At 71.1% G+C, this 24613-nt stretch carries 26 protein-coding genes and 2 pseudogenes; 5 read left to right on the top strand and 23 right to left on the bottom strand.

Features of this window, described 5'->3' with window-relative positions; genetic code table 11:
* Positions 1–6: 6 nt before the first annotated feature.
* A complete protein-coding gene (tsf, locus tag A5696_RS15415) occupies positions 7–822 on the bottom strand; it encodes a translation elongation factor Ts (protein ID WP_067880382.1) in 816 nt (271 codons plus the stop codon).
* 12 nt (positions 823–834) lie between these two features.
* Positions 835–1677: a 30S ribosomal protein S2 gene (rpsB, locus tag A5696_RS15410; RefSeq protein ID WP_067880379.1), complete on the bottom strand. Its 843-nt coding sequence runs from the start codon at positions 1675–1677 to the stop codon at positions 835–837.
* 212 nt (positions 1678–1889) lie between these two features.
* Between rpsB and A5696_RS15405 the strand changes: the two are divergent.
* Positions 1890–2411: pseudogene (locus tag A5696_RS15405) on the top strand (M23 family metallopeptidase); the annotation flags it as partial.
* Between the two features lie 99 nt (positions 2412–2510).
* On the opposite strand, the gene A5696_RS15400 reads toward A5696_RS15405, so the two are convergent.
* From A5696_RS15400 to A5696_RS15365, 8 genes are all read right to left on the bottom strand, one after another.
* Entirely contained in the window at positions 2511–3401 is an 891-nt protein-coding gene (locus A5696_RS15400) for a tyrosine recombinase XerC (protein WP_067880376.1), read from the bottom strand.
* Positions 3402–3433: 32 nt separating this feature from the next.
* Positions 3434–4597 (bottom strand): lactate 2-monooxygenase, encoded by a 1164-nt coding sequence (locus tag A5696_RS15395; protein ID WP_067880371.1) that lies wholly within the window; start codon positions 4595–4597, stop codon positions 3434–3436.
* Positions 4598–4601: 4 nt separating this feature from the next.
* The gene (locus tag A5696_RS15390; protein ID WP_067880365.1) at positions 4602–5450 is read right to left on the bottom strand and encodes a siderophore-interacting protein; all 849 of its coding nucleotides are present in this window, start codon (positions 5448–5450) and stop codon (positions 4602–4604) included.
* Between the two features lie 46 nt (positions 5451–5496).
* Positions 5497–6648, bottom strand: coding sequence for a DNA-processing protein DprA (gene dprA, locus A5696_RS15385; RefSeq protein WP_067880364.1), 1152 nt, complete (start codon positions 6646–6648; stop codon positions 5497–5499).
* Positions 6645–8156, bottom strand: coding sequence for a YifB family Mg chelatase-like AAA ATPase (locus A5696_RS15380; RefSeq protein ID WP_067880362.1), 1512 nt, complete (start codon positions 8154–8156; stop codon positions 6645–6647). Before A5696_RS15380 ends, dprA begins: the two co-directional genes overlap by 4 nt.
* The gene (locus tag A5696_RS15375) at positions 8156–8542 is read right to left on the bottom strand and encodes a YraN family protein (RefSeq protein WP_067880600.1); all 387 of its coding nucleotides are present in this window, start codon (positions 8540–8542) and stop codon (positions 8156–8158) included. The genes A5696_RS15380 and A5696_RS15375 overlap by 1 nt, the downstream gene beginning before the upstream one ends.
* A gap of 104 nt (positions 8543–8646) precedes the next feature.
* Entirely contained in the window at positions 8647–9468 is an 822-nt protein-coding gene (fdhD, locus tag A5696_RS15370; RefSeq protein WP_067880359.1) for a formate dehydrogenase accessory sulfurtransferase FdhD, read from the bottom strand.
* A 42-nt stretch (positions 9469–9510) separates the two neighbouring features.
* Positions 9511–10512 carry an NAD-dependent epimerase/dehydratase family protein gene (locus A5696_RS15365; RefSeq protein WP_067880356.1) on the bottom strand — a complete coding sequence of 334 codons (1002 nt, stop codon included), beginning with the start codon at positions 10510–10512 and terminating at the stop codon, positions 9511–9513.
* A gap of 200 nt (positions 10513–10712) precedes the next feature.
* Between A5696_RS15365 and A5696_RS15360 the strand changes: the two genes are divergently transcribed.
* Positions 10713–11483: a GAF and ANTAR domain-containing protein gene (locus A5696_RS15360; RefSeq protein ID WP_067880353.1), complete on the top strand. Its 771-nt coding sequence runs from the start codon at positions 10713–10715 to the stop codon at positions 11481–11483.
* Positions 11484–11488: 5 nt separating this feature from the next.
* Here A5696_RS15360 and A5696_RS15355 read toward each other — a convergent pair whose 3' ends face one another.
* From A5696_RS15355 to rplS, 4 genes and pseudogenes are all read right to left on the bottom strand, one after another.
* Positions 11489–11794 (bottom strand): DUF2469 domain-containing protein, encoded by a 306-nt coding sequence (locus A5696_RS15355; protein WP_007171389.1) that lies wholly within the window; start codon positions 11792–11794, stop codon positions 11489–11491.
* Positions 11795–11801: 7 nt separating this feature from the next.
* Positions 11802–12573: pseudogene (locus tag A5696_RS15350) on the bottom strand (ribonuclease HII).
* 2 nt (positions 12574–12575) lie between these two features.
* On the bottom strand, positions 12576–13442 hold the full coding sequence (lepB, locus tag A5696_RS15345; protein ID WP_067880347.1) for a signal peptidase I: 867 nt from the start codon (positions 13440–13442) through the stop codon (positions 12576–12578).
* A 48-nt stretch (positions 13443–13490) separates the two neighbouring features.
* Entirely contained in the window at positions 13491–13832 is a 342-nt protein-coding gene (gene rplS, locus A5696_RS15340; RefSeq protein ID WP_044510756.1) for a 50S ribosomal protein L19, read from the bottom strand.
* A 308-nt stretch (positions 13833–14140) separates the two neighbouring features.
* On the opposite strand from rplS, the gene A5696_RS15335 reads away from it, so the two are divergent.
* Positions 14141–15097 carry a hypothetical protein gene (locus A5696_RS15335; RefSeq protein ID WP_067880344.1) on the top strand — a complete coding sequence of 319 codons (957 nt, stop codon included), beginning with the start codon at positions 14141–14143 and terminating at the stop codon, positions 15095–15097.
* A 37-nt stretch (positions 15098–15134) separates the two neighbouring features.
* Here the strand turns inward: A5696_RS15335 and trmD are convergent, their stop codons facing one another.
* From trmD to A5696_RS15305, 6 genes are all read right to left on the bottom strand, one after another.
* Complete coding sequence (gene trmD / locus A5696_RS15330; protein WP_067880341.1) at positions 15135–15863, bottom strand: tRNA (guanosine(37)-N1)-methyltransferase TrmD; 729 nt, start codon at positions 15861–15863, stop codon at positions 15135–15137.
* Positions 15860–16378 (bottom strand): ribosome maturation factor RimM, encoded by a 519-nt coding sequence (gene rimM, locus A5696_RS15325; RefSeq protein WP_067880337.1) that lies wholly within the window; start codon positions 16376–16378, stop codon positions 15860–15862. The genes trmD and rimM overlap by 4 nt, the downstream gene beginning before the upstream one ends.
* A 13-nt stretch (positions 16379–16391) precedes the next feature.
* Entirely contained in the window at positions 16392–16634 is a 243-nt protein-coding gene (locus A5696_RS15320) for an RNA-binding protein (protein WP_003878715.1), read from the bottom strand.
* 5 nt (positions 16635–16639) lie between these two features.
* Entirely contained in the window at positions 16640–17194 is a 555-nt protein-coding gene (gene rpsP, locus A5696_RS15315; protein ID WP_067880334.1) for a 30S ribosomal protein S16, read from the bottom strand.
* Positions 17195–17409: 215 nt separating this feature from the next.
* Positions 17410–17829: a nuclear transport factor 2 family protein gene (locus A5696_RS15310; RefSeq protein WP_067880331.1), complete on the bottom strand. Its 420-nt coding sequence runs from the start codon at positions 17827–17829 to the stop codon at positions 17410–17412.
* 33 nt (positions 17830–17862) lie between these two features.
* Entirely contained in the window at positions 17863–18876 is a 1014-nt protein-coding gene (locus tag A5696_RS15305; protein ID WP_067880328.1) for an NAD(P)-dependent alcohol dehydrogenase, read from the bottom strand.
* A 337-nt stretch (positions 18877–19213) separates the two neighbouring features.
* On the opposite strand from A5696_RS15305, the gene A5696_RS15300 reads away from it, so the two are divergent.
* Complete coding sequence (locus A5696_RS15300; RefSeq protein ID WP_067880325.1) at positions 19214–19471, top strand: hypothetical protein; 258 nt, start codon at positions 19214–19216, stop codon at positions 19469–19471.
* Between the two features lie 146 nt (positions 19472–19617).
* Complete coding sequence (locus A5696_RS15295; protein WP_067880322.1) at positions 19618–20499, top strand: D-alanyl-D-alanine carboxypeptidase family protein; 882 nt, start codon at positions 19618–19620, stop codon at positions 20497–20499.
* On the opposite strand, the gene A5696_RS15290 is transcribed toward A5696_RS15295, so the two are convergent.
* The 3 genes from A5696_RS15290 to A5696_RS15280 all read right to left on the bottom strand — a co-directional run bounded on the left by A5696_RS15290 (position 20496) and on the right by A5696_RS15280 (position 24593).
* Positions 20496–21098, bottom strand: a complete 603-nt coding sequence (locus A5696_RS15290) for a TetR/AcrR family transcriptional regulator (protein WP_067880319.1) — start codon at positions 21096–21098, stop codon at positions 20496–20498. The genes A5696_RS15295 and A5696_RS15290 overlap by 4 nt on opposite strands.
* 1 nt (position 21099) lies before the next feature.
* A complete protein-coding gene (locus A5696_RS15285; protein WP_067880316.1) occupies positions 21100–22893 on the bottom strand; it encodes an amidohydrolase family protein in 1794 nt (597 codons plus the stop codon).
* 98 nt (positions 22894–22991) lie between these two features.
* Complete coding sequence (locus tag A5696_RS15280; RefSeq protein ID WP_067880314.1) at positions 22992–24593, bottom strand: serine/threonine-protein kinase; 1602 nt, start codon at positions 24591–24593, stop codon at positions 22992–22994.
* Positions 24594–24613: the final 20 nt, after the last annotated feature.

Genomic DNA, 24613 nt, shown 5'->3' with positions numbered 1-24613 from the left:
CGCCGGTCAGGCCTGGCCCACCTCAAAGCGGACGAACCGGGTCAGCGTCACCCCGGCCTCGTCGAGCAGGGCCTTGACCGTCTTCTTGTTGTCGGACACCGCGGGCTGCTCGAGCAGCACCACGTCCTTGAAGAAGCCGTTGAGCCGGCCCTCGACGATCTTGGGCAGCGCCTGTTCCGGCTTGCCCTCGGCCTTGGCGGTCTCCTCGGCGATGCGGCGTTCGCTGGCCACGACCTCCTCGGGCACGTCGTCCCGGGAGAGGTACTTGGCTTTCAGCGCGGCGATCTGCAGGGCGGCGGTGTGCGCGGCGTCCTGGCTCTCGCCGGTGAACTCGACCAGCACGCCGACGGCGGGCGGCAGGTCGGCCGCACGCTTGTGCAGGTACGTTTCGACGTTGCCGTCGAAGTACTGCACGCGGCGCAGCTCGAGCTTCTCGCCGATCTTGGCCGACAGGTCGGCGATGGCCTGCTCGACGGTCGTGTCACCGATCTTGGCCTGTTTCAGGGACTCGACGTCGGTGGCCTTCGCGGCCAATGCGGCGTCGACGACCTGGTCGGCCAGTGCCTGGAACTCGGCGTTCTTGGCGACGAAGTCGGTCTCGCTGTTCAGCTCGATCAGCGCGCCGCCCTTGGCCGCGACCAGACCCTCGGCCGTGGCCCGCTCGGCGCGCTTGCCGACGTCCTTGGCGCCCTTGATCCGCAGCGCCTCAACGGCCTTGTCGAAGTCGCCGTCCGTCTCGGCCAGCGCGTTCTTGCAGTCGAGCATGCCGGCGCCGGTCAGTTCCCGAAGCCGCTTGACGTCGGCAGCGGTGAAATTCGCCAATGCTCAGCCTTCCTATGAGGGTTCGGTAGTCGGTTCGGTCGGGCCCGCAGCGGCGTCGGTGGGGGCGGCGGTAGCGGTCGCGGTCGCCGAGGCCAGCAGCTCCTGCTCCCACTCGGCGAGCGGCTCGGCGGACTCGGCCTCGGGCTTGCCGTCGCCGCGGCCCACCCCGGCGCGCGCCTGCAGGCCCTCGGCGACCGCGGACGCGATCACCTTGGTCAACAGGGCGGCGGAGCGGATCGCGTCGTCGTTGCCCGGGATCGGGTAGTCGACCTCGTCGGGGTCGCAGTTGGTGTCCAGGATCGCGATGACCGGGATGCCGAGCTTGCGGGCCTCGCCGACGGCGATGTGCTCCTTGTTGGTGTCGACGACCCAGATCGCCGACGGCACCTTGTTCATGTCGCGGATGCCGCCGAGGCTGCGCTCCAGCTTGTTCTTCTCCCGGGTCAGGCCGAGGATTTCCTTCTTGGTGCGGCCCTCGAAGCCGCCGGTCTGCTCCATCGCCTCGAGCTCCTTGAGGCGCTGCAGCCGCTTGTGCACCGTGGAGAAGTTGGTGAGCATGCCGCCCAGCCAGCGCTGGTTCACGTACGGCATGCCGACGCGGGTCGCCTCGGCCGCGACCGACTCCTGCGCCTGCTTCTTGGTGCCGACGAACAGCACCGACCCGCCGTGGGCGACGGTCTCCTTGACGAACTCGTACGCCTTGTCGATGAACGTCAGGGTCTGCTGCAGGTCGATGATGTAGATGCCGTTGCGGTCGGTGAAGATGAACCGCTTCATCTTGGGATTCCAGCGACGGGTCTGATGCCCGAAGTGGGTGCCGCTGTCGAGCAGCTGCTTCATGGTTACGACAGCCATTGCCGCCATTCCTTTGTTGTCGGTTGTCGCCCGGCATCGGGTGAGGCCGGGCCCTGGCGCCTGCGGATTGCCGCGCCCTTCCCGGATGTCTTGGACGTCCGGGACGGGACCGCACGGCAGTCGGTTGGCTGCAGGCGCGCGAAGTCAGCCCGCTAACGAGCTGCGAGCAGCAGTTTACACCGACTCAGCAGGTGGTTTTTCCACAGCGGTGAGTGGCGGGGTCACGCGGGCCGCGCTGGACTGAGCGCGTGCGGTGGGTGGCGCTGGTCCTGACGTTGGGCCTGGTCAGCGCGCTACCCGCCAGCGCCGACGACGTGCGGTTGGACTGGCCGCTGCGGCCGCCCCCGGCCGTCGCGCGCGGATTCGACGCGCCCTCACCCGACTGGCATCCCGGTCATCGGGGCGTCGACCTGCCCGGCTCCCCCGGTCAACCGGTCTATGCCGCCGGCGCCGCGACCGTGGTGTTCGCCGGGCTGCTCGCCGGGCGGCCGGTGGTGTCACTGGCCCACCCCGGCGGCCTGCGCACCAGCTACGAGCCGGTCCTGGCGGTCGTGCGGACGGGCCAGGCGGTGACGGCCTACACGGTGATCGGTTCGCTGGTGGCCGGGCATGCCGGCTGCCCGGCCGCCGCCTGCCTGCACTGGGGCGCGATGTGGGGTCCGGCGTCGCGCGCCGAGTATGTCGACCCGCTGGGGCTGCTGAACTCCACGCCGATTCGGCTTAAGCCGCTCAACGGGTAAGCCCGTGCGCTGAGGGCTTTGGGTGTGCGCCCAGGGCGGCCCGCCACGGCGTGTCGCCGCCGGCCTTTCACACTCAAAGCCCTGAGTGCACACTCAGGCCCGCGGGTGGGCCTGGTCGTGCACGGCCCGCAACCGCGACACCGCGACGTGGGTGTAGAGCTGCGTGGTCGCCAGGCTGGAATGGCCGAGCAACTCCTGGACGACGCGCAGGTCGGCCCCGCCTTCGAGCAGGTGGGTGGCCGCGCTGTGGCGCAGCCCGTGCGGCCCCATGTCGGGTGCGCCGTCCACCGCGGCGACGGTTTGGTGCACGACGGTGCGCGCCTGGCGCACGTCGAGCCGACGTCCCCGCGCGCCGAGCAGCAGCGCCGGCCCGGACTCCGCGGTCGCCAGGGCGGGACGGCCGTCGGCCAGCCAGGCCTGCAGTGCGTCGGCGGCCGGCGCCCCGAACGGCGCGCTGCGCTGCTTGTTGCCCTTGCCCAGGACGCGGACCAGCCGGTGGTGGCCGTCCACGTCGTCGAGGTCCAGGCCGCACAGCTCGCTGACCCGGATGCCGGTGGCATACAACAGCTCGACGATCAGCCGGTCCCGCAGGGCCAGCGGATCACCCTGCTCGGCACCGGATTTCGCGGCCGCCATCGCCTGCAGCGCCTGGTCCTGGCGCAGCACCGACGGCAGGGTCCGGTGCGACTTGGGCACCTGCAGCCGGACGGCCGGATCCTCCTTGAGCAGGCCGCGCCGCGTCGCCCAGGCGGTGAACGCCTTGATCGCCGAGGTGCGCCGGGCCAGGGTCGTGCGGGCCGCGCCGGCGCCGGCGGCCGATGCCAGCCACGCCCGCAGCACCGGCAGGCTCAGCGCTTCCAGGCCCCGCTCGTCGAGAAACGCGAACAGCGAGCGCAGGTCGCCGAGGTACGCCCGGCGAGTGTGCGCAGAACGGCCGCATTGCAGGTCCAGGTACTGGTCGAACTCGTCGAGGATCGCCTCCACGCCCCCACGTTCGCAGGCGCCGCGGGCTCGGCTCAGGTGACGCGCCGAAGCGTGTCCGGGGTGAGATCTTTGAGCGTGGGATAGCCGTCGACGGCCATGATCAGGTCCGCCTCGGCGAGCATTGTGCGCAGCACGTGCACGACGCCGTCGACGCCGCCCAACGCCAGTCCGTAGGCGTACGGGCGGCCGACGCCCACCGCCGTCGCGCCCAGCGCCAGGGCCTTGACGACGTCGGCTCCGCTGCGGATGCCCGAGTCGAAGAGCACGGGCAGCCCGTCGGCGGCCGCCACCACCCCGGGCAGGCAGTCGATGGCCGGCAGCCCGCCGTTGGCCTGCCGGCCGCCGTGGTTGGAGCAGTAGATGCCGTCGACGCCGCCGTCCCTGGCGCGCCGGGCGTCGTCGGGGTGGCAGATCCCCTTCACCAGCAGCGGCAGGTCGGTCAGCGAGCGCAGCCAGGGCAGGTCGTCCCAGGTCAGCGCGTTGCCGAAGAGCTGTATCCAGCGCAGCACGGCGCCCTGCGGGTCCTCCTCCGGCGGGCGGGGCAGCCCGGCGCGGAACACCGGGTCGCTGGTGTAGTTGGCCAGGCAGTGCCCGCGCAGCTGGGGGAAGTTCGACGTGCTCAGGTCGCGCGGGCGCCACCCGGTGACCCAGGTGTCGAGGGTGACGACGATGCCCTTGAACCCGGCCGCCTCGGCGCGGTGCACCAGGCTGGCGGCCACCTCCCGATCGGTCGGTGTGTACAGCTGGAAGAAGCCGGGCGTGTCGCCCAGGGCGGCGGCGACGTCTTCCATCGGATCGACCGTCAGCGTGGAGGCCACCATCGGCACGCCGGTGCGGGCGGCGGACCGCGCGGTGGCCAGGTCGCCGTGGCCGTCCTGGGCGCAGATGCCGATGACACCGATGGGCGCCATGAAGAGCGGGGACGGCAGGGTCATGCCGAACAGCTCGACGGACAGGTCGCGCCGGGCGGCGCCGACGAACATGCGCGGGATGAGCCCCCAGCCCTCGAAGGCCGTGCAGTTGGCCCGCTGCGTGCGCTCGTCGCCGGCCCCGCCGGCGACGTAGGACCAGACCGACGGCGGCAGCGCGGTGGCGGCCTTGGCCTCCAGCTCCGCGAAGGCCATCGGGAACGGGGGCACCACGCCGGCCAGGCCCTGCAGGTAGATCTCGTTCTGGTAGTCGCCGAAGTGCGCCATGCGCCTAGGCCCCGGCCTCGGCCTCGGCCAGTTCCCTCTTCCACTGCCGGAACGTCTCCTCGGTGCGGCCGCGCCGCCAGTAACCCGAGATCGACGACGCCCATTTCGCGTCCACGCCGCGCTCCTTGCGGATGTAGGGCCGCAGGTTGTGCATGACGGTTTGCGCCTCGCCGTGGATGAACACGTGCACCTGTCCGGGCAGCCACGGCGCGGTGGTGACCGCCTCGATCAGCGGTGCGAAATCCCCGGCGCGGTCCTCGGGGACCAGGTCGGCGCGGCCACCGCGGTACACCCAGCTCACCTCGACGCCTTCCGGTGCGGTCAAACCGATTTCGTCCTCGGGGCCCCCGACCTCGATGAACGCCTTGCCAACGGCGTTGGGCGGCAACGCTTCCAGCGCGACGGCGATGGCCGGAAGCGCCGACTCGTCGCCGGCGAGCAGGTGCCAGTCCGCGGTCGGGTCGGGGGCGTAGGCGCCGCCCGGCCCCCTCAGGTAGATCGGCTGGCCGGGCTGGGCCGCCGCCGCCCACGTGCCGGCCACGCCGTGCTCGCCGTGCACCACGACGTCCAGGGTGAGTTCGCCGGCCGCGGCGTCCACGCTGCGGACCGTCATGGTCCGCACGGAGGGCCTCTTCTCCGGGGGGAGCTCGTTGAAGCTGTCCAGGGTCAACGGCCGCGGCAGCCCCGCCACGTCGACGTCGTCGGCCACGAAGGCCAGCTTGACGTAGGAGTCGGTGAACTCGCTGGGCGCGAAGGTGTCGAAGTGGTTGCTGCCGAGCACCACCCGGACCATGTGCCGGGTGAGCTGTTCGGTGCGCACGACTTCGAAACGTTGCAGAGGTCGACCTGCCACTTGGTCCTCCTGTCCGGTCCTCCTGTCCGGACCCGACCCCCGTCGACTATACGAGCCGCGCCGCCGAGTGCCGGGCCCCAGCGGCCCGGACGATTCGCCATCGCCCGCCGTCGCGCTGCGCCAACCCGGCCACCTCGAGGATGGCCAGCGGCCCGAGCACCTGCTCGGGCGGCAGCGCCGACGCGATCGCGATCTCGTCGACCGTGGCGGCGCCGCGGCCCGGCAACGCCTCATAGACCCGGCGCTCGGCGTCGCCCAGCCCGTCGAGCGCGGTGCTGGGGCGCTGCTCTTCGGGCGCCAGCTCACCGATGCGGCCGACCAGCTCGACGACATCGTCGGCGCGGGTGACCAGCTGCGCGCCGTCGCGCAGCAGCGCGTGACAGCCCGCCGACGCCGAGGAGGTCACCGGCCCGGGCACGGCGGCCACCACCCGGCCCAGCGCCCGCGCCCAGGCGGCGGTGTTCGCGGCGCCGCTGCGCAGGCCCGCCTCCACCACCACCGCCGCCCCCGCGGCCGCGGCCACCAGGCGGTTGCGGGTCAGAAACCGGTGCCGGGCCGGACGGACACCCGGCGGGTATTCGGTGAACACCAGCCCGCTCTGGCCGATGCGGTGCAGCAGCCCGGAATGCCCCGCCGGATAGGGGATGTCGAGGCCCCCGGCCAGGACCGCCACGGTGATCCCCTCGCAATCCAGCGCCGCGCGGTGCGCCGCGCCGTCGATGCCGTAGGCGCCGCCGGAGACCACCGCGACGTCGCGCTCGACCAGCCCGGCGGCCAGGTCGGCGGCCACCTGCTCGCCGTAGGCGGTCGCGGCACGGGTGCCGACCACCGCGGCCGCGCGCTGGGCCACCTCGTCGAGGCGTTCGGGCCCCAGCGCCCACAACACCAGCGGCGGGCCGCCGCCGGCCTTGGCCGCGGCGCCGCCGAACGCCGCGAAGGCCAGCACCGGCCACTCGTCGGCGCCGGGGGTGATCAACCGCCCGCCGCGACGGGCGAGCAACTCCAGATCGGCTGCGCTGCGGTCGGTTTCGCGTCTGGCCTCGGTGCGTCGCGCCAGGTCGTCTTCGACCGATCCGCGCCGAACCCGGTCGGCCGCCTCGACCGGGCCCACCCGTTGTACCAACGCGGCCAGCTCCGCGCAGGGCGGTTCGGCCACCCGCGACAGGTACGCCCAGGCACGCAGCAGCGGATCACTCATCGCCGGGCTCCCGGTTGCCGGAAGCTCAGCGCGGTACCGACCTCTTCGAGCCCGGGCGACACCCGGCCCGCCAGGTCGGCCAGGCTCCACGCGACGCGCAACGTCCGGTCCACGCCGCGGATGCTGAGCAGCCCGTTGTCCAGGGCCCGCTTCAGCGGCTCCATCGCGGCGTTGCCGGGGCGAAACTTGCGGCGCAACAACGTCCCGCTGACCTCGGCGTTGGTGCCGAACCCGTGTGGTCGCCAACGCTCGGCGGCCGCATCGCGCGCCGCGGCCACCCGCCGGCGAACCTGCGCCGTCGACTCCCCGGCGGTGGCCGCGAAGGCCCCGGCGCGCACCGGATGCATCTCCACCCGCAGGTCGACGCGGTCCATCAGCGGCCCGGACAGTTTGCCCAGGTAGCGGCGTTTGACCGCCGCCGCGCAGAGACAGTCGCGCGGATCGGCGGGCGCGCACGGGCACGGGTTTGCGGCCAGCACCAGCTGGAAGCGGGCCGGGTAACACGCCACCCCGTCGCGGCGGGCGAGGCGGATTTCGCCGTCCTCCAACGGGGTTCGCAGCGCTTCCAAAACACTGACGCCGATCTCGGCGCATTCGTCCAGGAACAACACCCCGCGATGCGCCCGGCTGACGGCGCCCGGCCGCGCCATGCCCGATCCCCCACCGACGAGCGCCGCGACGCTGGAGCTGTGGTGCGGCGCCACGAAGGGCGCCCTGGTGATCAGCGGCGTGTCCGCCGACAGCAGCCCGGCCACCGAGTGAATGGCGGTGACCTCCAGCGCCTCACCCTCGGACAGGGGCGGCAGCAATCCCGGAAGACGTTGCGCCAGCATCGTTTTTCCCACGCCGGGCGGCCCGGTCAGCATGAGGTGATGCGCCCCGGCGGCCGCGACCTCGACCGCGAACCGAGCCTGCGCCTGCCCGACCACGTCGGCCAGATCCGCCGCCGGCTCGGGGTCGCCGGCCGCCGCGCCGATCCTGTGGTCGAGGCCGCCGGAGCCGTCGAGCCAGCGCCTCAGCTGGCGCAGGGTGCGCACGCCCCAGACGTCGATCCCGTCGACCAGGCTTGCCTCGGCCAGGTTGTCCGCCGGGACGACGACGGCCGGCCAGCCTTCGCGCTTGGCGGCGAGCACGGCCGGCAGCACCCCGCGCACCGGGCGCACCCGACCGTCCAGCGACAGCTCGCCGAGCAGCACCGTCTTCTCCAGTCGCTCCCACGGTTGCTTGCGCTGCGCCGAGAGCACGGCGGCGGCCAGCGCGATGTCGTAGACCGAACCCATCTTCGGCAGCGTCGCGGGCGACAGCGCCAGCGTGAGCCGCGACTGGGGCCAGGCGTCGCAGCAGTTGGTGACCGCCGCCCGGACCCGGTCCCGCGACTCCTGCAGGGCGGCGTCGGGCAGGCCGACCAGGTGCACGCCGGGCAGCCCGGAGGTGATGTAGGCCTCGATCTCCACGATCGCCCCGTCCAGCCCGCGCACCGCAACCGAGAACGCCCGCCCCAGCGCCATCAGCCGACTCCGCGCAGGTGGGTGAGCTCCGGGGCGCGGCGCGAATTCCTCGGCCCGATGCGCACGCCGATCACGTCGATGCGCAGCGCCGCCCACCGCACGTCCTGGCCGGCCAGCCAGAGCCCGGCCAGCCGGCGCAACCGCCAGACCTTGCGCGGGGTCACCGCGTACGCCAGCCCCCCGTAGCCGTCCCCGGTGCGGGTTTTCACCTCGACGAAGACGACGGTGCGGGTGGCCTCGTCGGCGGCGATCACGTCGAGCTCGCCGTAGCGGCAGCGCCAGTTGCGGCCCAGGATCCGCAGCCCCAGCCGGGTCAGGTGATCCACGGCGAGCGCCTCTCCCAGCGCGCCCAGCTGGGCCCGGGTCATGCTCTGTTCGGTCGTCATGGCGGCCACGCTGCCCGGCGATCCCGACACGGCGTGCCGCCGCCGGGTGCGAACGGCGACGGAAACGACCGGTTATCCCCAGTCGCGCGCCCGTCCACAGCCGGTTACGTGATGCGGTCGGCCCGGGTGTAGACGTTCATCGAGTCCTCCCGCAGGAAGGCCACCAGCGTCAGCCCGGCGTCGTCGGCGAGCGAGACCGCCAGCGACGACGGCGCCGACACCGCGGCCAGCACGGGAATGCCCGCCATCACGGCCTTCTGCGTCAGCTCAAAGGAGGCGCGCCCGCTCACCAGCAGCACCGTGGCCGTAAGCGGCATCCGCCGGTGTTCGGCCGCCCAGCCGATGACCTTGTCGACCGCGTTGTGCCTGCCGATGTCCTCGCGCACCACCTGCATCGTGCCGTCGACAGCGAAGAGGGCCGCGGCGTGCAGGCCGCCGGTGCTGTCGAAAACCTTTTGCGCGGAACGCAATTGGCCGGGCATCGCCTGGAGGGTGGCCGCGGGGACGGTCGCCGCATCGGCGCCGGGCGGGAACCGGCCCGCCAGGCGCACCGCCTCGAGCGACGCCTTGCCGCACACCCCGCAGGACGACGTGGTGTAGAAGTTGCGGGTGACGTCGAGCCCGGGCGGTTCGACCCCGGGAGCCAGGGTCACGTCCACGACGTTGTAGGTGTTGGCCCCGCCCCCGCCCCGACCGCCGCAGTAGCGGATGGCGAGCACGTCGCCACGCCCGCCGATCACCCCCTCGGTGAGCAGGAACCCTTGCGCCAGTTCGAAATCCGAGCCGGGCGTCCGCATCGTCACCGTGACCGGCGCGCCGTTGACGCGGATCTCCAACGGCTCCTCGACGGCCAGGGTTTCCGGCCGGGTGACGGCCCGGTCCGCGGTGAGATGATGCGCGCGCCGGCGCGCCGTTACGCGGCTCACCCGCGCCGGGACCTCATGCAGCCAAAACTACATTGGCCGACGTCACACCGCCCTCGGACCGCCCCCGGCCAGCGCCGCCAGCGTCTCCGCCGACGAGTGCAGCGGCTGCCACCCCAGCTGGGTCTTCGCCTTCGTCGTGTCCATCACCACGGACGTCCGCGCGATGTGCAGCCACTCCAGCAGCGAGGGGACGAACGGGAGCCGGGACAGCGCCGCCGACGCCGCCGACGCCGCCAAGGCCGGGACGCGCACCGGCCGGCCGCCCAGCGCCCTGGCCACCTCGGAAACCGTCACCACGCCGTCACCGGCGATGTTGTACGCCCCTGGGGGCGCCGGAGCCGTCGCCGCCAGCGCGATCGCCTCGGCGACGTCGTCGTGGTGGACGAGCTGCAACGGAAAACCCGGATCGGGCACGACCGGCTTCAGCACCGGCACCACCCTGGAAATGGCGCGCACCGGGCCGGGCAGCTGGTTCCATGGCATCGCGTCGGCCAAAGCGGTCGCCTTGGGCCCGGCGACGATGCACGGCCGCAGGACGAACACCTCGAGCGACGACCCCTTGGTGACTTCCGCCAGCAGCGCCTCGCACGCCGCCTTCTGCGCCGAGTAGTAGTGCTCGGCGGATCCCCGCGTCGGCACCTCCTCGGTGAGGGGCACCGGGTTGTCGGAGTGGTAGCCGTAGGCCGCCACCGACGACGTGTAGACCAGCCGCCGCGGCCGCCCGGCGGCGGCCCCGGCAGCCACCGCCTCGAACACGTTTCGGGTGCCCTGCAGGTTGATGCGCGAGCTCTCCTCGCGCGAGCCCATGATGATGAACGCCAGGTGGATCACCACGTCGGCCTGCGCCACCAGGGCGTCGACCGCCTCCCGGTCGAGGATGTCGCCCCGCTGGTAGACGGTCTTGACCCAGCCGCACGACACCGGGTCGAACGGCCGGCGGGCCATCCCGATGATGGTGTCCACCGCGGGCTCGCGCTCGAGCGCTGTCACCGCGGAGATGCCGATTTCCCCGGTCGGCCCGGTCACCGCAACGGTCAGCCCCATTCGAGATGAGCTTCCCTGCGGCGCCGCTTCGAAACCACAAGTGACCAAAGTCGCAAGTCGATATTCTCGACAAGGGAGCGTGAGCAGCCACGCCGCCTATACCCGGCAACTGGCCATACAGCGTTTGCGGTCGTGTTGGCGACCGATAATCTACGGCGATCGCGGGCCGAACACCGGCAGCGCAGGAATGGGGACACGACGTGGCACAAGACGCGAATGCGGTCGCGGACGGTCCGCCACCGGGCGGCGAGAAGGCCGACCCGGGGACGGTCTTCGCCGCCCTCGCCGAGATCATCTATCAGGGCTCGGACGCCAAGCAGATGTACGCGGCCATCTGCATCGCGGCGACCCTGACCGTGCGCGGCTGTGACCATGCCAGCCTGATGGTGCGCGAGGGCGACCGCTACGTCACGGTCGGCGCGAGCGACCGCCTCGCTCACCAGATCGACGAGCTGGAGCGGCGCGCCGGGGACGGGCCCTGCATCGACGCGATCGAGGAAGAGACGCCCCAGATCGACACGGACCTGACCACGCCGTCGCTGTGGCCCAAGCTGGCATCCGTCCTCGTCGAGGAAACCCCGGTGCGTGGGGCCATGGGCTTTCGCCTGCTGGTCGACAAGCGCAAGGGGGCCGCGCTGAACCTGTTCAGCGACACGCCCAACATGTTCGACGCCGAGTCCGCCGGCCGTGCGGCGGTGCTGGCGGCGTTCGCCAGCGTGGCGATCAACGCCGTCGCCAAGGGCGAGGACGCCGCCAGCCTGCGACGGGGCCTGCTGAGCAACCGCGAGATCGGCAAGGCGGTCGGCATGCTGATGCTGCTGCACGGCATGAGCGAAGACCAGGCGTTCGACCTGCTGCGGCGCCACTCCCAGGCGCTGAACATCAAGCTGGCCGACGTGGCGCGTGCCGTCATCGAAAATCGCGGCGCGCTGCCGTCGGACGCCGAGAATCAGCCGCCGCCGGACGCCTGACCGCGTTACTCGGGCAGCCGCAGCTCGGGCTTTTCGACCTCTTCGATGTTGACGTCCTTGAAGGTGACCACCCGCACCTGCTTGACGAACCGGGCCGGCCGGTACATGTCCCACACCCAGGCATCGGACAGCCGGAGCTCGAAGTAGACCTCGCCGTCGGCGTTGCGCGGCACCATCTCCACGCTGTTAGCCAGGTAGAAGCGCCGCTCGGTTTCCACGACGTAGCTGAACTGGCCGACGATGTCCTTGTATTCGCGGTACAGCGAGAGCTCCATCTCGGTTTCGTACTTTTCGAGATCTTCTGCACTCATCTGCCACTCATCTGCTCAGACGCCTCCGTCGCCACGCGGGAACCTGGTCCCATCTTTCCTCACCGGTATCCGTCACGCTCGGCCGGAGGGTCCGGTTTGCACTCGGCCACTATCCGGGCCCCCGATCCGGTTGCCACGCGCCGGACGTTGATGAACGAATAGCGGTGCTCGGCGCAGGGCCCCAGCTCGGTCAGGGCCGTCGAGTGCGCCGGTGTGCTGTAGCCCTTGTGATCGGCGAAGCCGTAGCCGGGATGCTCGGCGTCCATGGCGACCATCAGCCGGTCGCGGCTGACCTTCGCCAGCACGCTCGCCGCGGCGATGCAGGCGGCCGCGGCGTCGCCCCCGATCACCGGCAGCGACGGCATCGGCAGGCCGGGCACCCGGAACCCGTCGGACAGCACGTATCCCGGACGAACGGCCAGGCCGGCCACCGCGCGCCGCATGCCCTCGATGTTGGCGACGTGCACGCCGCGCCGGTCGACCTCTTCCGACGGGATGAACACCACGTGATAGGCCAGCGCGTAGCGGCGGATCAACGGAAACAGCCTCTCCCGCACCTTCTCCGTGAGCTTCTTCGAATCATCAAGGGCGGCAAGGCTTTCCAAGCGCCCCGGTCCCAGCACGCAGGCCGCCACCACCAGCGGGCCCGCGCAGGCGCCGCGGCCCACCTCGTCCACCCCGGCCACCGGCCCCAGGCCGCTGCGATACAGCGCCGACTCCAGGGTGCGCAGACCCCCGGCCTTGCGGATCACCGTCCGCGGCGGCCACGTGGTGGCCACGGCTACTGGCCCTGTTGGGGATTCACCGATCTGACTCCGCCCCACCGCGACGGCGGCCACACGATGAATCTGGCCTTGCCGATGACGTTGGACACCGGCACGGTTCCCGAGTTCGGGTCACCGGTGCACAGGATGCCCTTGAGGGCTTCGGCCGGGACGCTGGTGCAGTGGGCCCGCGAGTCCGCCGAGTGCGTCCGGTTGTCGCCCATCACCCACAGCCGGCCCGACGGGACGGCGACCGGACCGAACTCGCTGCCCAGGCACGGATACTTCGCCGGGTCGGCCATCATGGTGTTCGGATCCAGGTAGGGCTCCTTGAGCGGCTTGCCGTCGACCGTCAACCCGGTGTCGGCCCGGCACTGCACGGTCTGGCCCCCAACCGCGATGACGCGCTTGACCAGGTCGTTCTCGTCGGGCGGCACGAAGCCGATGAACGACAGCCCGTCCTGCACCCAGCGCAGCCCGGTGTTGTTCGAGCGGATCGACTTGTATCCGGCGTTCCACGACGGCGGACCCTTGAAGACGATCACGTCGCCGGGCCGCGGCTGACCGAAGCGGTAGGTCAGCTTGTCCACCATGATCCGGTCGCCGACACAGCCCGTGCACCCGTGCAGCGTGGGCTCCATGGATTCCGACGGAATCAGGTACGGACGCGCGATGAACGTCAGCATGACGTAGTAGAGCACCACCGCGATCAGCGCGAGGATCGCGAGTTCGCGCAGCGTCGACTTCTTCTTGGGCTCCGGCCCGGGCGGCACGGTCCGCTCGGCGGCGGGCGCCTCGGTGTCACCGGGGTCGCGGGTGGATACCTTCGGCTCCGGCTGGCCGGCGTCGGACGGGGCCTCGGAGGGGTCCGGGTTGTCGGTCACGGGATCAGCGTAGCCAGCATGGTCGGCGCCCCGGTGAACCGTGTCCGGTCAGCGCTTTTCCTTGATCTTGGCCTTCTTGCCACGCAGTTCGCGCAGGTAGTACAGCTTCGCGCGACGGACGTCGCCACGGGTCACCACCTCGATGTGGTCGATGTTCGGCGAGTGCACCGGGAAGGTCCGCTCGACGCCGACGCCGTAGCTTTCCTTGCGGACGGTGAACGTCTCGCGGATGCCCCCACCCTGGCGGCGGATGACCACGCCCTTGAACACCTGGATGCGCTCCTTGGCGCCCTCGATGACCTTGACGTGCACGTTGATGGTGTCGCCCGGGTTGAAGGCCGGGATGTCGTCGCGCAGCGACGCCTGATCGACGAAGTCCAGCCTGTTCATCGTACGAAGACACTTCCTTGCGGTCGCGGCTTGCGATGGCCGCCCACACCCGCGGGCGTGGGGCGGTCATCAAGCCGATGGGTTTCGGGCTCTTGGTGTGCATCTCGCGGCGGCCGGGAAGGAGCCCGGCCCGCTGACGGGTGCGAGACAACTGAACAATTGTGCCAGACGGCCCGCTTGCTTTGAAAATCACATGTAAACGCTGCGGTTCATAGCCCGCCGAAGACCCTGGTGAGTGGTAAATATGACTCGGGTCCACGTGCGCCGATCGACCCGACGACGTCAGGCGAAACCAAGGAGACCGACCCATGCGCCCCCGCCCGCTCACCGTGCTCGCCGCCGTGGCGGCGGTGACGCTGGTGTTGGCAGGGTGCGACGAGGCGCTGGTGGAGCGGCAAAGCCAACCGAAGGTGTCGGGCAGCCCGGAACGCAGCGCGCCGGTGCTCGAGTCGCCGAAGCAGCCTGAGACGGTTCAGCTGCTGCTGGACAGCCTGCCGATGCACGGGTCGCCGCAGGCGCTGTCCGGAACGGTGTTCGGCGGCCTGCCGGCGCGGATTCAGCAGGCCATCGACGAGGCGGCCGCCGCCGGAGCCACGCTCTCGGTGGCCGTGCTCGATCGCAAGACGCATGAGCTGGTCTCCAATGGCAACAGCCAGATCATCGGCACCGCCTCCGTGGCCAAGCTGTTCATCGCCGACGACCTGCTGCTGGCCGAGTCCCAGGGCAGGACCGCGCTGCCCCCGGAGGACCGCCAGGCCCTGGACGCCATGTTGCAGTCCTCCGACGACGGCGCGGCCGAGAAGTTCTGGGGTCAGGGCGGCGGCGACGCCATCGTCAGCCAGGTCGCGGCCCGCTACGGCCTGTCCTCCACCACCCCGCCCAGCGACGGCCGCTGGTGGAACACGATGAGCTCGCTGACCGACCTGGTCCGCTACTACGACATGCTGCTCGACGGGTCGGGCGGCCTGCCGGCCGACCGGGCGACGATCATCGTCAACGACCTGGCCCGGTCCACTCCCACCGGGATCGACGGTTACCCGCAGCGGTTCGGCATTCCGGATGGGCTGTTCGCCGAGCCGGTGGCCGTCAAGCAGGGCTGGATGTGCTGCATCGGCACCGACTGGGTGCACCTGTCGACCGGCGTGATCGGCGCCGACCACCGCTACGTCATGGTGGTCCAGTCGTTGCAGTCGTCCGACGACGCCACGGCGCGGCAGACGATCACCCAGGCCGTCAAGACGATCTTCCCCAGCGGTCGCATCTGAGCCCGGCCGGTCACGGCGCGAGCAGACGTAAACGCCCCTAATCTTCGGCGTGTCGCGGGGCTTTTGCGTCTGCTCGCGGGTCCTCCAATAAGTCGGGGCGGCGTTCCCGCGTGCGCTGCCGCGAGACCTCGCGTCGCCACGCGGCGATGCGCGCGTGGTCGCCGGACAACAGCACCTCGGGAACGTCGAGCCCGCGCCAGCTCGGCGGCCGCGTGTAGCTGGGGCCCTCCAGCAGCCGGTCCAGGGCCGGCGAGTGCGAGTCCTCCTGCAGCGACGCGGGATTGCCCAGGACGCCGGTCAGCAGCCGCAGCACGGCCTCGATCATCACCACGGCCGCCGACTCCCCGCCCGGCAACACGTAGTCGCCGATCGAGACCTCCTCGACCCGCATCCGGCGGGCGGCGTCCTCGATGACGCGCTGGTCGATGCCCTCGTAGCGCCCGCACGCGAACACCAAATGGCGCTCGGCGCTCCAGCGCTGCGCCGTCGCCTGGGTGAAGAGCGAACCCGCTGGCGTGGGAACCACCAGAAGCGTTTCGCCGGAACACGTTTCGTCCAGCGCCTCACCCCACACCGGGGCCTTCATCACCATTCCCGGGCCGCCGCCGTATGGCGCGTCGTCCACCGAGTGGTGCACGTCGTGGGTCCACCGGCGCAGGTCGTGCACCTGCAGATCGACCAGCCCCGAGGCAATCGCCTTGCCCGGCAACGATTCTCGCAGCGGATCGAGGTAGGCCGGGAAGATGGTGACGACGTCGATCCTCATGCCAGATCCAGCAGCCCCTCGGGCGGGTCGATCTCGATGACGCCATCGTCCAGCGACACCGACGTCACGATCGCGGCGACGAACGGCACCAGGGCTTCGCCGGAGTCGCGCCGCACCGCCAGCAGCTCACCGGCGGCGGTGTGCAGCACCTCGGCGACGACGCCGACGTGCTGTCCGCCGGTGGTGCGCACGCGCAGGCCCTCGAGCTGGTGGTCGTAGTAGGTGTCGGGCTCGTCGATCGGCGGCAGCTCCGCGGAGTCAACCACGAACAGGCTGCCGCGCAACGCTTCGGCGGCGTCGCGGTCGTCCACCCCGGCCAGCCGCACCAGCAGCCGCGCGCCGTGCTCGCGCACCTGGTCGACGACGACGTTGCGTTCGTCACCGGTCCGGGAGTTCTTGGCGCGCAACGTGTTACCCGGGGCGAAGCGGGCGTCGGGATCGTCGGTGCGGACTTCGACGACCACCTCGCCGCCGATGCCGTGTGCCTTGACCACGCGCCCGACCGTCAACTCCAAAGGAGGCGCTCCGCTACTGGTCGGTGTCCACCACGTCGACGCGGATGCCGCGGCCGCCGATCCCGGCGACCAGTGTGCGCAACGCGGTCGCGGTGCGTCCGCCGCGACCGATCACCTTGCCGAGGTCGTCGGGGTGGACGTGCACCTCCACGGTGCGCCCGCGCCGACTGGTCACCATGTCGACCCGGACATCGTCGGGATTGTCGACGATCCCGCGGACCAGATGCTCGACAGCGTCGACGACGACCGTGCTCACCCCGGTCAGCCTTCCTCGGACGTCTCAACCGGCTGGGCCGGCTCGGCCTGCTCGCCGCCCTTGGCCGCCGGCTGTTCGGCGGCTTCGGCCGCCGGCTGTTCGGCGGCTTCGGCCGCCGGCTGTTCGGCGGCTTCGGGGGCCGCTTCCTCGGCCGCCTTGGCGGCCTTCTTGGCGGGGGCCTTCTTCTTCGGCTTGGCGGCCTCGGTGGTGGGCCCGCCGTCGGCCTCGGCGAGCGCGGCGTTGAACAGCTCCAGCTTCGTGGGCTTCGGCGGCGCGGCCTTCAGGGTGCCCTCGGCGCCGGGCAGCCCCTTGAACTTCTGCCAGTCACCGGTGATCTTCAGCAGCTTGAGCACGGGCTCGGTCGGCTGGGCGCCCACCGAGAGCCAGTACTGGGCGCGCTCGGAGTTGATCTCGATGAGGCTCGGCTCCTCCTTCGGGTGGTAGCGGCCGATGACCTCGATGGAGCGGCCGTCGCGGCGGGTGCGCGCGTCGGCGACTGCGATTCGGTACTGGGGATTGCGGATCTTGCCAAGCCGGGTGAGCTTGATCTTCACAGCCATGGTTGAGCGACTTCTCCTGTGGGTGTCACGCTGCAATTCAGCGATCCGGGCGGGATGCCCGGATCCGGTTTTGCCTCGCGTGTGTGACCACCGGGCGGCCGTAACCGCGCGGCGGACAGCCGCCCATTGTGCCAGAACGGGGCGGTCGCGCGGAAATTGCGGCGATCGCAAGCGCGGCGCAGCCGGGCGCGGCGGGTCGCCGCCATCAGATTCGCCTACATCACCTTCTGGAAGACTTTGGTCTCCACCCGGCGCGTCATGCGCCAGCCCTCGGGGGTCCGCACGAACTCGTCGTCGTACCAGAGCCCGCAGAACAGCGCCTGGTCGCCCCCGCCGGGCAGCACCATCGGGTTGAAGCAGATCACCCGCGACGCGGCCTTGTCCCCGTCGATGTGCACCGAGAAGTTGCCCAGCATGTGCGCGTACACCGGGAAGTTCGGCAGCACCTCCGCCAGCCATTTCTTGACCTCGGGGTAGTGGCCCTCGATGCCCCCGAGGGCGGTGTAGTCGATGTAGGCGTCCGGGGTGAACACCTTGTCCAGGTCGTCGAATCGGCGGTTGTCGATCGCGGTGGAGTAGTCCACCAGCAGCTGCTGGATCTCGAGGCGGTCGGAGATTTCGGCCAGGCTCAACATGGCTCGATTGAACACGACGGCCGGTCGCCGCGCTCAGCCGATCCGGACGACGAGCTTGCCGACGTGCTTGCCGTCGCGCAACCGTTCGAATGCCGCTTTCGCGTCATCGAATTCGAAGACGTCGTCGATCACGGGCACCAGCCCCGTGGCGGCCACGGCTCGCACAAGGTCCTGCAGATCGGACCGGCTCCCGACGGTGATGGACCGCGTCGTCGCGCCGGCCCCCTTGAGCAGGAAATAGTCGATGCCCGGATTGTCTTGGCTGAGAAAGCCGATCAGCGTGACCTCGCCACCCTCGGCGACCGCACGCAGCGACTGCTCGATGGTGGCCGGGCCGCCGACTTCGACGACGCGGTCCGCGCCGCGGCCACCGGTCAGTTCGCGTACCTGCTCACCCCAGTTGGGATTGCGGCGGTAGTCGATGACGTCGTCGGCCCCCAGCGCTTTGAGGGTCTGGGCTTTCTCCGAGCTCGACGTCGTCGCGACCACACGGCCGCCCACCAGCTTGGCCAGTTGCAGCGCGAACAGCGAAACCCCGCCGGTACCCAGGGTCAACACGGTCTGGCCCGCGCGAATCGGCGCGGGGCCACCGAGTGCGTTCCAGGCCGTAACCCCGGCGCACGGCAGCGTCGCGGCCTGTTCGTCGGGTATGGCGTCGGGAATGCGCACGACCGCCTCCCGGGACACCACCTTGTACTCGGTCAACCAGCCGTCCTGGCCGCTGCCGTAGCTGTCCGAATTCGCCGTCGCAGGCATTGGGCCGCCGAACCATCTCGGCTGGAACGAGCCCACCACCCGCTCGCCGGGACGGTAGTCCTCGACGCCCTCGCCGACCTCCACGACCTCGGCGGCGGCATCGCTGCACGGCACCAGGCCCGGTGTGCTGTCCCGCACGTACCGGCCCAGGGGAATCGCCACGTCTCGGTAGTTCAGCGAGACCGCTCGTATCCGAAGCAGCAATTCTCCTCGCTGGGGCGACGGGACGGGTTCGTCGTGAATCCGCAATCCGTCCAGCCCGGTGAAGTCGTCGAACCGGTACACACGCATAACGCACTCCTCCCGATATCGGTCTTCAACACTTGCGGATGATTCCCTTGTTCCGCAGCCAGAAACCCGTCAGGTTAGTGTGAGTCGACGCGGACCGATAGAACTTTAGCGAGGGGGAGTTCGCCTGTCCCGCAAGCGATTCTACGTCGTGAACCGCGCCCGGTCGCCGACTTCGATCTCGGCAACGTCGCCACCCGAGTTGGGATCGGTAGCCGCGTGCGCGGTGTGCAGTTGCCACAGGATCGTCAGCAACGAGGGAGCTCAGATGAACCAACCGCGACAGCATTCCGGTCTTCCCAGGACATCAGCGGCAAACGAGCGGAATAATCCTGAATTTATGAGAGCGGCACTCGCGGCTTTGGCAACGACGCTGTTGATGTTCGGCGGCTCGGGGCTGGCCGCGCCCTCGGCCGAGGCCGCCCCTTGCCCGGCCGGGAAGTCCTGCCAGCACTGGTGCCCCGGCGACGTCCTCCCGGCGGGCCGGCCCGTCCCGTGGGACGGCAACGTCTGCCACGACTACTTCTGGGACTACTACGGCGTCCACGACATCGGCGACGGGAAGTTCTACTCCTGGCGCGACATGCCCTGGCATTAGCGCCTCAACTCGTCAAAAACACTCGCCGGGAGGGTCGCAGGTCAGCCTGGCAGGCGCCGCCCGCACCGGCGGGTCCGATCAGCCCGGGGCCACCTCCGTCCGGCAGCGGACCCACCGCACGAACCCGGAAGTTAAACTGAGCGGCCATGCGCAAGCTCATGGCCGCAGCCGCCGCCCTGCTGGCGGCCGTCGCGTCCGGTGCCACCGTCGGAGTGCCGCCCGCCTCGGCCGACAGCGCGCAGCCGGTCGGCTCGGTGCCCATCCCCGACGGCCCGGCCCAGACCTGGATCGTGGCCGACCTGGACAGCGGCCAGGTGCTGGCCGGCCGCGACCAGAACGTGCCCCACCCGCCCGCGAGCACCATCAAGGTGCTGTTGGCGCTGGTGGCGCTGGACCAGGTCAGCCTGGACTCGTCCGTCGTCGCCGACGTCGCCGACACCGAGGTCGAGTGCAACTGCGTCGGCATCAAGCCGGGCCGCAGCTACACCGCGCGCCAGTTGCTGGACGCGCTGCTGCTGGTCTCGGGCAACGACGCCGCCAACACGCTCGCGCACCTGCTCGGCGGCGCCGACGCGGCGGTCGCCAAGATGAACGCCAAGGCCGCGTCGCTGGGCGCGATGAGCACCCACGCGGCGACCCCGTCGGGCCTGGACGGGCCGGGTGGCTCCGGGGCGTCCACGGCGCACGACCTGGCCGTCATCTTCCGCGCAGCCATGGCCAACCCGGTGTTCGCCCAGATCACCGCCGAGCCGTCGGCGATGTTCCCCGGCGATCACGGCGACGAACCGATCACCAACCAGGACGAACTGCTGGCGCGCTACCCCGGCGCCATCGGCGGCAAGACCGGCTTCACCGACGCCGCCCGCAAGACCTTCGTCGGCGCCGCCGCCCGCGGGGGCCGCCGCCTGGTGATCGCGATGATGTACGGGCTGGTGAAACCGGGCGGCCCGACGTACTGGGATCAGGCCGGCAGCCTGTTCGACTGGGGTTTCGCGCTGAACCCCGAGACCGGCATCGGCTCGCTCTAGGCGCCGGCCTCCGGCAGCGCCGCGTTCAGCAGCGCCGTCAGCACCGGGATCCGCTGCTGGGCGATCGCGGGCTGCGGCAGCACCCCCTCCACCACCGCCGCGCCGTCGAACACGTTTGTCATCAGCGCCACGACGACCGGGAACGTCTCCTCCGGGAAGGCCTCGGCCCCGGGCAGCGCCCGCGCCGCGTCTACGATCTTGGCGGAGTACTGCCCGAGCTCGTGTTGCAGAGTCTCCCTGAGCTTTTCGTCGGTGCGCGCGGCGATCAGGAGCTCGTAGACCACCGCGTTGGTGGGGCCGCTGGTGATGTCGCGCAGTATCGCCAGCGCGGCCTCGAGGGCCGGCCGGTCGGCCGGTATTTCGGCGACGCCCTTGGTGAAGGACTCCAGCTGGCGGCGCAGCACCTCGGATGCGGTGGCCGCCATGAAGTCACCCATGGTTTCGAAGTGGCGGAACAGGGCGCCGACGGACACCCCGGCGCGCTTGGTGATCACGGCGGCCGATGCCCGCGCGTAGCCGACCTCGATGATGGTGGCGATGCAGGCGTCGATGAGCCGCCCGACGGTCTCCTCGCGCCGCTGCTGCTGCGTCCGGGCCATGTCAGGCGCCCACGCTCAGCGCGGTCCGCTCGCCGGCCCGCAGGTAGCGGCCCGACTTCACCGTCTGGCCGTAGCCGTCGCGGAATCGGCCCCGCGCGAAGACGACGGCCCCGCCGACACCGGTCGCGACGACGGCGTCGTCGTTGCGGTTGACCATGCGCCGCAGGCCGCCGTAGAACGGCACCGCTTCCTCGTGATAGCCGTCCACCGCCTCGTTGAGCCCGGCCGGGTCGATCACGACGAAGTCGGCCCGGTCGCCCTCGCGCAGGGTGCCCGCGTCGATGCCGAACCACTCGGCCAGTTCGCCGGTCAGCCGGTGCACCGCCCGCTCGGTGGACATGAACGGCGCGCCCGCCCGGTGGGCGTCGCGGGTGCGCTTGAGCATCTTCAGACCGAAGTTGTAGAAGGCCATGTTGCGCAGGTGCGCGCCGGCGTCGGAGAAGCCCATGTGGATGCTCGGCTCGTTGGCGAGCTTGTCGAGTTGGCGGGGGCGGTGGTTGGCCACCACGGTCGTCCAGCGCACGTTGCGCTCACCGTTTTCGACGAGCACGTCGAGGAACGCGTCCAGCGGGTGCAGCCCGCGCTCGTCGGCGATGGCGCCGAAGCTCTTGCCGATCAACGACCCGTCCGGGCATTCGACGACGACCGCGTCGTGAAAGTCACGGTGCCACAACGACGGTCCGAGCTTGACGCGGTCGAACTCGCGGCGGAACTTGCGGCGGTATTCCTTGTCGGCGAGCAACTCGTTGCGCTGCAGTTGGTCGCGCAGGTGCAGGGCCGCCGTCCCGGCGCCGAACTCCTCGAACACCGGCAGGTCGATCCCGTCGGAGTACAGCTCGAACGGGACCGGCAGGTGCTGGAACCGCACGGCCGAGCCGAGGAACCTGTTCAGCATCCTGGTGCCGAACCCGAACGTGTGCACCGCCAGCGGCATCGACTTGGCGTCGGCCGACACCAGCATGCTCATCCGAACACCCTTGCCGCGCCCGAAGATCCGGCTGCTGGTCAGAAAGAACATCAGCGCCGACACGGGGCTTTCGACGTCCGGGGCGCTCTGCAGCATCCGCCCGCGCTTGCGCAGGACATTGATGAGCTTGCGCCGTTCCCGCCACGTGGCGAAGGTCGACGGCAGCGCGCGCGACCGGAAGCGATCGCCGTCGAGCTTGTCGATGGCCGCGTCCATGCCGGACATGCCGAGCATCCCGGCGTCCAGCGCCTCGTCGAGCAGCGCCGCCATCCGCTCCAGCTCGGCATCGGTGGGCCGGACGGTGTCGTCGGTGGCGCGATCGAGGCCGAGCACCGCGGTCCGCAAATCCGAATGACCAAGCAGGGAGCCGACATTCGGCCCGAGCGGCAGGGTGTCGATCGCCTTGACGTACTCCGCGGCGGTCGACCAGGTCTTGTTGGAATCCAAAGCGCCGTAAACGAATTCGCGCGGCACCGCCTCGACGCGGCTGAACAGGTCGGCCGCGTCCTCGGAATCGGCGTAGACCGTCGACAGCGAGCAGTTCCCCAGCAGCACGGTGGTGACGCCGTGGCGCACCGACTCCCGCAGCCCCGGGTCCAGCAGCACCTCGGCGTCGTAGTGGGTGTGCACGTCGATGAAGCCGGGCATCACCCACTTGCCGGCCGCGTCGATCACCTCGGGGCAACCGGTCTCGTCCAGCGGCGCGGCCGAGACCGTGGCCACCACGCCGTCGCGGATGCCGAGCGTGCGAGTCTGCGGCGCGCCGCCGGTGCCGTCGAACCACAGCCCGTCGCGAACGATCACGTCGTAGGTCACGGTTTCCTCCAAGGTCGTCGAGTTGGCACGAACCGTAACATAGATAGCAAGTACTCGCAATCTTTCCGCGAAGGCCGGCGCGCCGTGCCGAAAGCGCTGGTCAGGCGGGCTTAGCGAGGGGGGCCGGGGGGCGAGGCGTGGGGTTCAAGGGCCCCCGCCGGGTCCGGGACCGTGACGCCCGACGGCAGGTCGCCGCTGCGGGTGGCCACCGCGGGCGCCCGCAGCACGGCCCCGAGCTGGCCGCATTCGTCGCTCTGCACGGTGACGGTCATGTCGCCGGCGAACTCGCCTTGCGGCCGCGGTCGCAGCGACAGCACCTGCGTGGTCGCTTGCATCCCGTCGGCCCCGTTCCGGCCGATGCAGGCGACGGTCGCCTCCTCCGGCCGCGACAGCCAACGACCGTCGCGGAAGTCGAGCACGACCGGCCCGCGGACGGTCGGCTTCGGCTGGGTGTGGTTATCGTCGTCCAGCGGCTGGCCGACGGCCGTGCACGGACCGGCCGCGCACGACGAGCGGAAGGCCCACCAGGTGGTCACGTCGGGTGGCTGCGGGTCGGGCGTGTCGTTGAACGTCTGCCGGGTGCGCTGGACCTCGAGGCGGTACGTGCCGTCGAGCGGGATCGCTGCCACGGGTGGCGCCGGCGGCGCGCTCGTTGACGGGCGACCCGCAGGGGCGATGTTCGTGTCGGTCTTGCGCCCGATGGCGACGCCGACGGCGAGCAGCGCCGCGACGAGCAGCGCCGCCGCGGCGGCCACCACGATCCTGCGGGGCCGGCGCCTCTTCGGCCGGGCCACCGCGGGCTCCCGCTCGTGCGGGGCGGTCCGCGTGAGCGCGTCGTCCAGGCGAAGGGCCGGCGATCCGGCCGCCGCTCGTTCGGCCGCGGCGGGTGCGGTATACGCCGGGTACTCGGCCACCAGGGCGGCCTCGGGACTGCGGTCACCGCTGAGGACGCCCGCCTGTTCGTTCGCCGCCGCGGCGAACTCCCGGCAGGTCGCGAACCGGTCGTCGGCGTTGGGGGCGAGCGCACGGGCGAACGCGCCGTCGAGGCGCGCCAGTTCCGGGCGTTGGTCGCTGAGCAACGGGGGTGCGGCGTCGGGTGGCGGCGGCGCGCCGGTCAGCAGGTGGAAGGCGGTGGCGGCCAACGCGTACTGGTCGGAGCGCCCGTCGACGCCCGTGCCCAGCAGCTGTTCGGGCGCGGCGTAGCCGGCCGTGCCCGGGTCGCGAACCACCCCGAAGTCCGTCAGCAGCGTCCGCTGTTCGCCTTCCCAGAGGCCGGTCAGCAGGACGTTGGCGGGTTTGACGTCGCGGTGCAGCAGCCCGCGCTCGTGCGCGTAGTCGAGGGCGCCGGCGAGCGCGGTCACCATGGCGAGCACCTCGCCCGCCGCCGAGACGGCCGGGAATCGGTCGGCGATCAACCGCGCGGCGTTGATGCCCTCGACGTACTCCATCGCGACGTACAGCTGGCCGTCGAACTCGCCGCGGTCGCGCGCCTCGACGACGTTCGGGTGGTACAGGCGCGTCGCGACCGGGACCTCCGCCAGGAATCGCCGACGGAATGCGCCGTCGTCGGACAGCGCCGGCGCAAGGACCTTCAACGCCTGCCAGCGCGACGCCCGCGGGTCCTGGACAAGGTAGACCGCGCCGGTCGCTCCAGAACCCAGCCTCCGCGCGACCAGGTAACCGGCGAAGGTCGCGCCGCTGGCCAACGCCATTCGAGGATCCTATCCGCGAT

The organism is Mycobacterium sp. E2699 (assembly GCF_001666745.1).
Classification (GTDB): Bacteria; Actinomycetota; Actinomycetes; order Mycobacteriales; family Mycobacteriaceae; genus Mycobacterium.
This window is presented reverse-complemented; position numbering and strand designations above follow the sequence as displayed.

Coding starts and splice junctions, on each gene's coding strand:
- rpsB (WP_067880379.1), bottom strand. CDS start 1,677: ATGGCTGTCGTAACCATGAAGCAGCTGCTCGACAGCGGCACCCACTTC.
- A5696_RS15395 (WP_067880371.1), bottom strand. CDS start 4,597: ATGGCGCACTTCGGCGACTACCAGAACGAGATCTACCTGCAGGGCCTG.
- dprA (WP_067880364.1), bottom strand. CDS start 6,648: ATGAGTGATCCGCTGCTGCGTGCCTGGGCGTACCTGTCGCGGGTGGCC.
- A5696_RS15380 (WP_067880362.1), bottom strand. CDS start 8,156: ATGGCGCTGGGGCGGGCGTTCTCGGTTGCGGTGCGCGGGCTGGACGGG.
- A5696_RS15375 (WP_067880600.1), bottom strand. CDS start 8,542: ATGACGACCGAACAGAGCATGACCCGGGCCCAGCTGGGCGCGCTGGGA.
- A5696_RS15365 (WP_067880356.1), bottom strand. CDS start 10,512: ATGGGGCTGACCGTTGCGGTGACCGGGCCGACCGGGGAAATCGGCATC.
- A5696_RS15355 (WP_007171389.1), bottom strand. CDS start 11,794: ATGAGTGCAGAAGATCTCGAAAAGTACGAAACCGAGATGGAGCTCTCG.
- rplS (WP_044510756.1), bottom strand. CDS start 13,832: ATGAACAGGCTGGACTTCGTCGATCAGGCGTCGCTGCGCGACGACATC.
- A5696_RS15335 (WP_067880344.1), top strand. CDS start 14,141: ATGCGCCCCCGCCCGCTCACCGTGCTCGCCGCCGTGGCGGCGGTGACG.
- trmD (WP_067880341.1), bottom strand. CDS start 15,863: ATGAGGATCGACGTCGTCACCATCTTCCCGGCCTACCTCGATCCGCTG.
- rpsP (WP_067880334.1), bottom strand. CDS start 17,194: ATGGCTGTGAAGATCAAGCTCACCCGGCTTGGCAAGATCCGCAATCCC.
- A5696_RS15310 (WP_067880331.1), bottom strand. CDS start 17,829: ATGTTGAGCCTGGCCGAAATCTCCGACCGCCTCGAGATCCAGCAGCTG.
- A5696_RS15305 (WP_067880328.1), bottom strand. CDS start 18,876: ATGCGTGTGTACCGGTTCGACGACTTCACCGGGCTGGACGGATTGCGG.
- A5696_RS15300 (WP_067880325.1), top strand. CDS start 19,214: ATGAGAGCGGCACTCGCGGCTTTGGCAACGACGCTGTTGATGTTCGGC.
- A5696_RS15295 (WP_067880322.1), top strand. CDS start 19,618: ATGCGCAAGCTCATGGCCGCAGCCGCCGCCCTGCTGGCGGCCGTCGCG.
- A5696_RS15290 (WP_067880319.1), bottom strand. CDS start 21,098: ATGGCCCGGACGCAGCAGCAGCGGCGCGAGGAGACCGTCGGGCGGCTC.
- A5696_RS15280 (WP_067880314.1), bottom strand. CDS start 24,593: ATGGCGTTGGCCAGCGGCGCGACCTTCGCCGGTTACCTGGTCGCGCGG.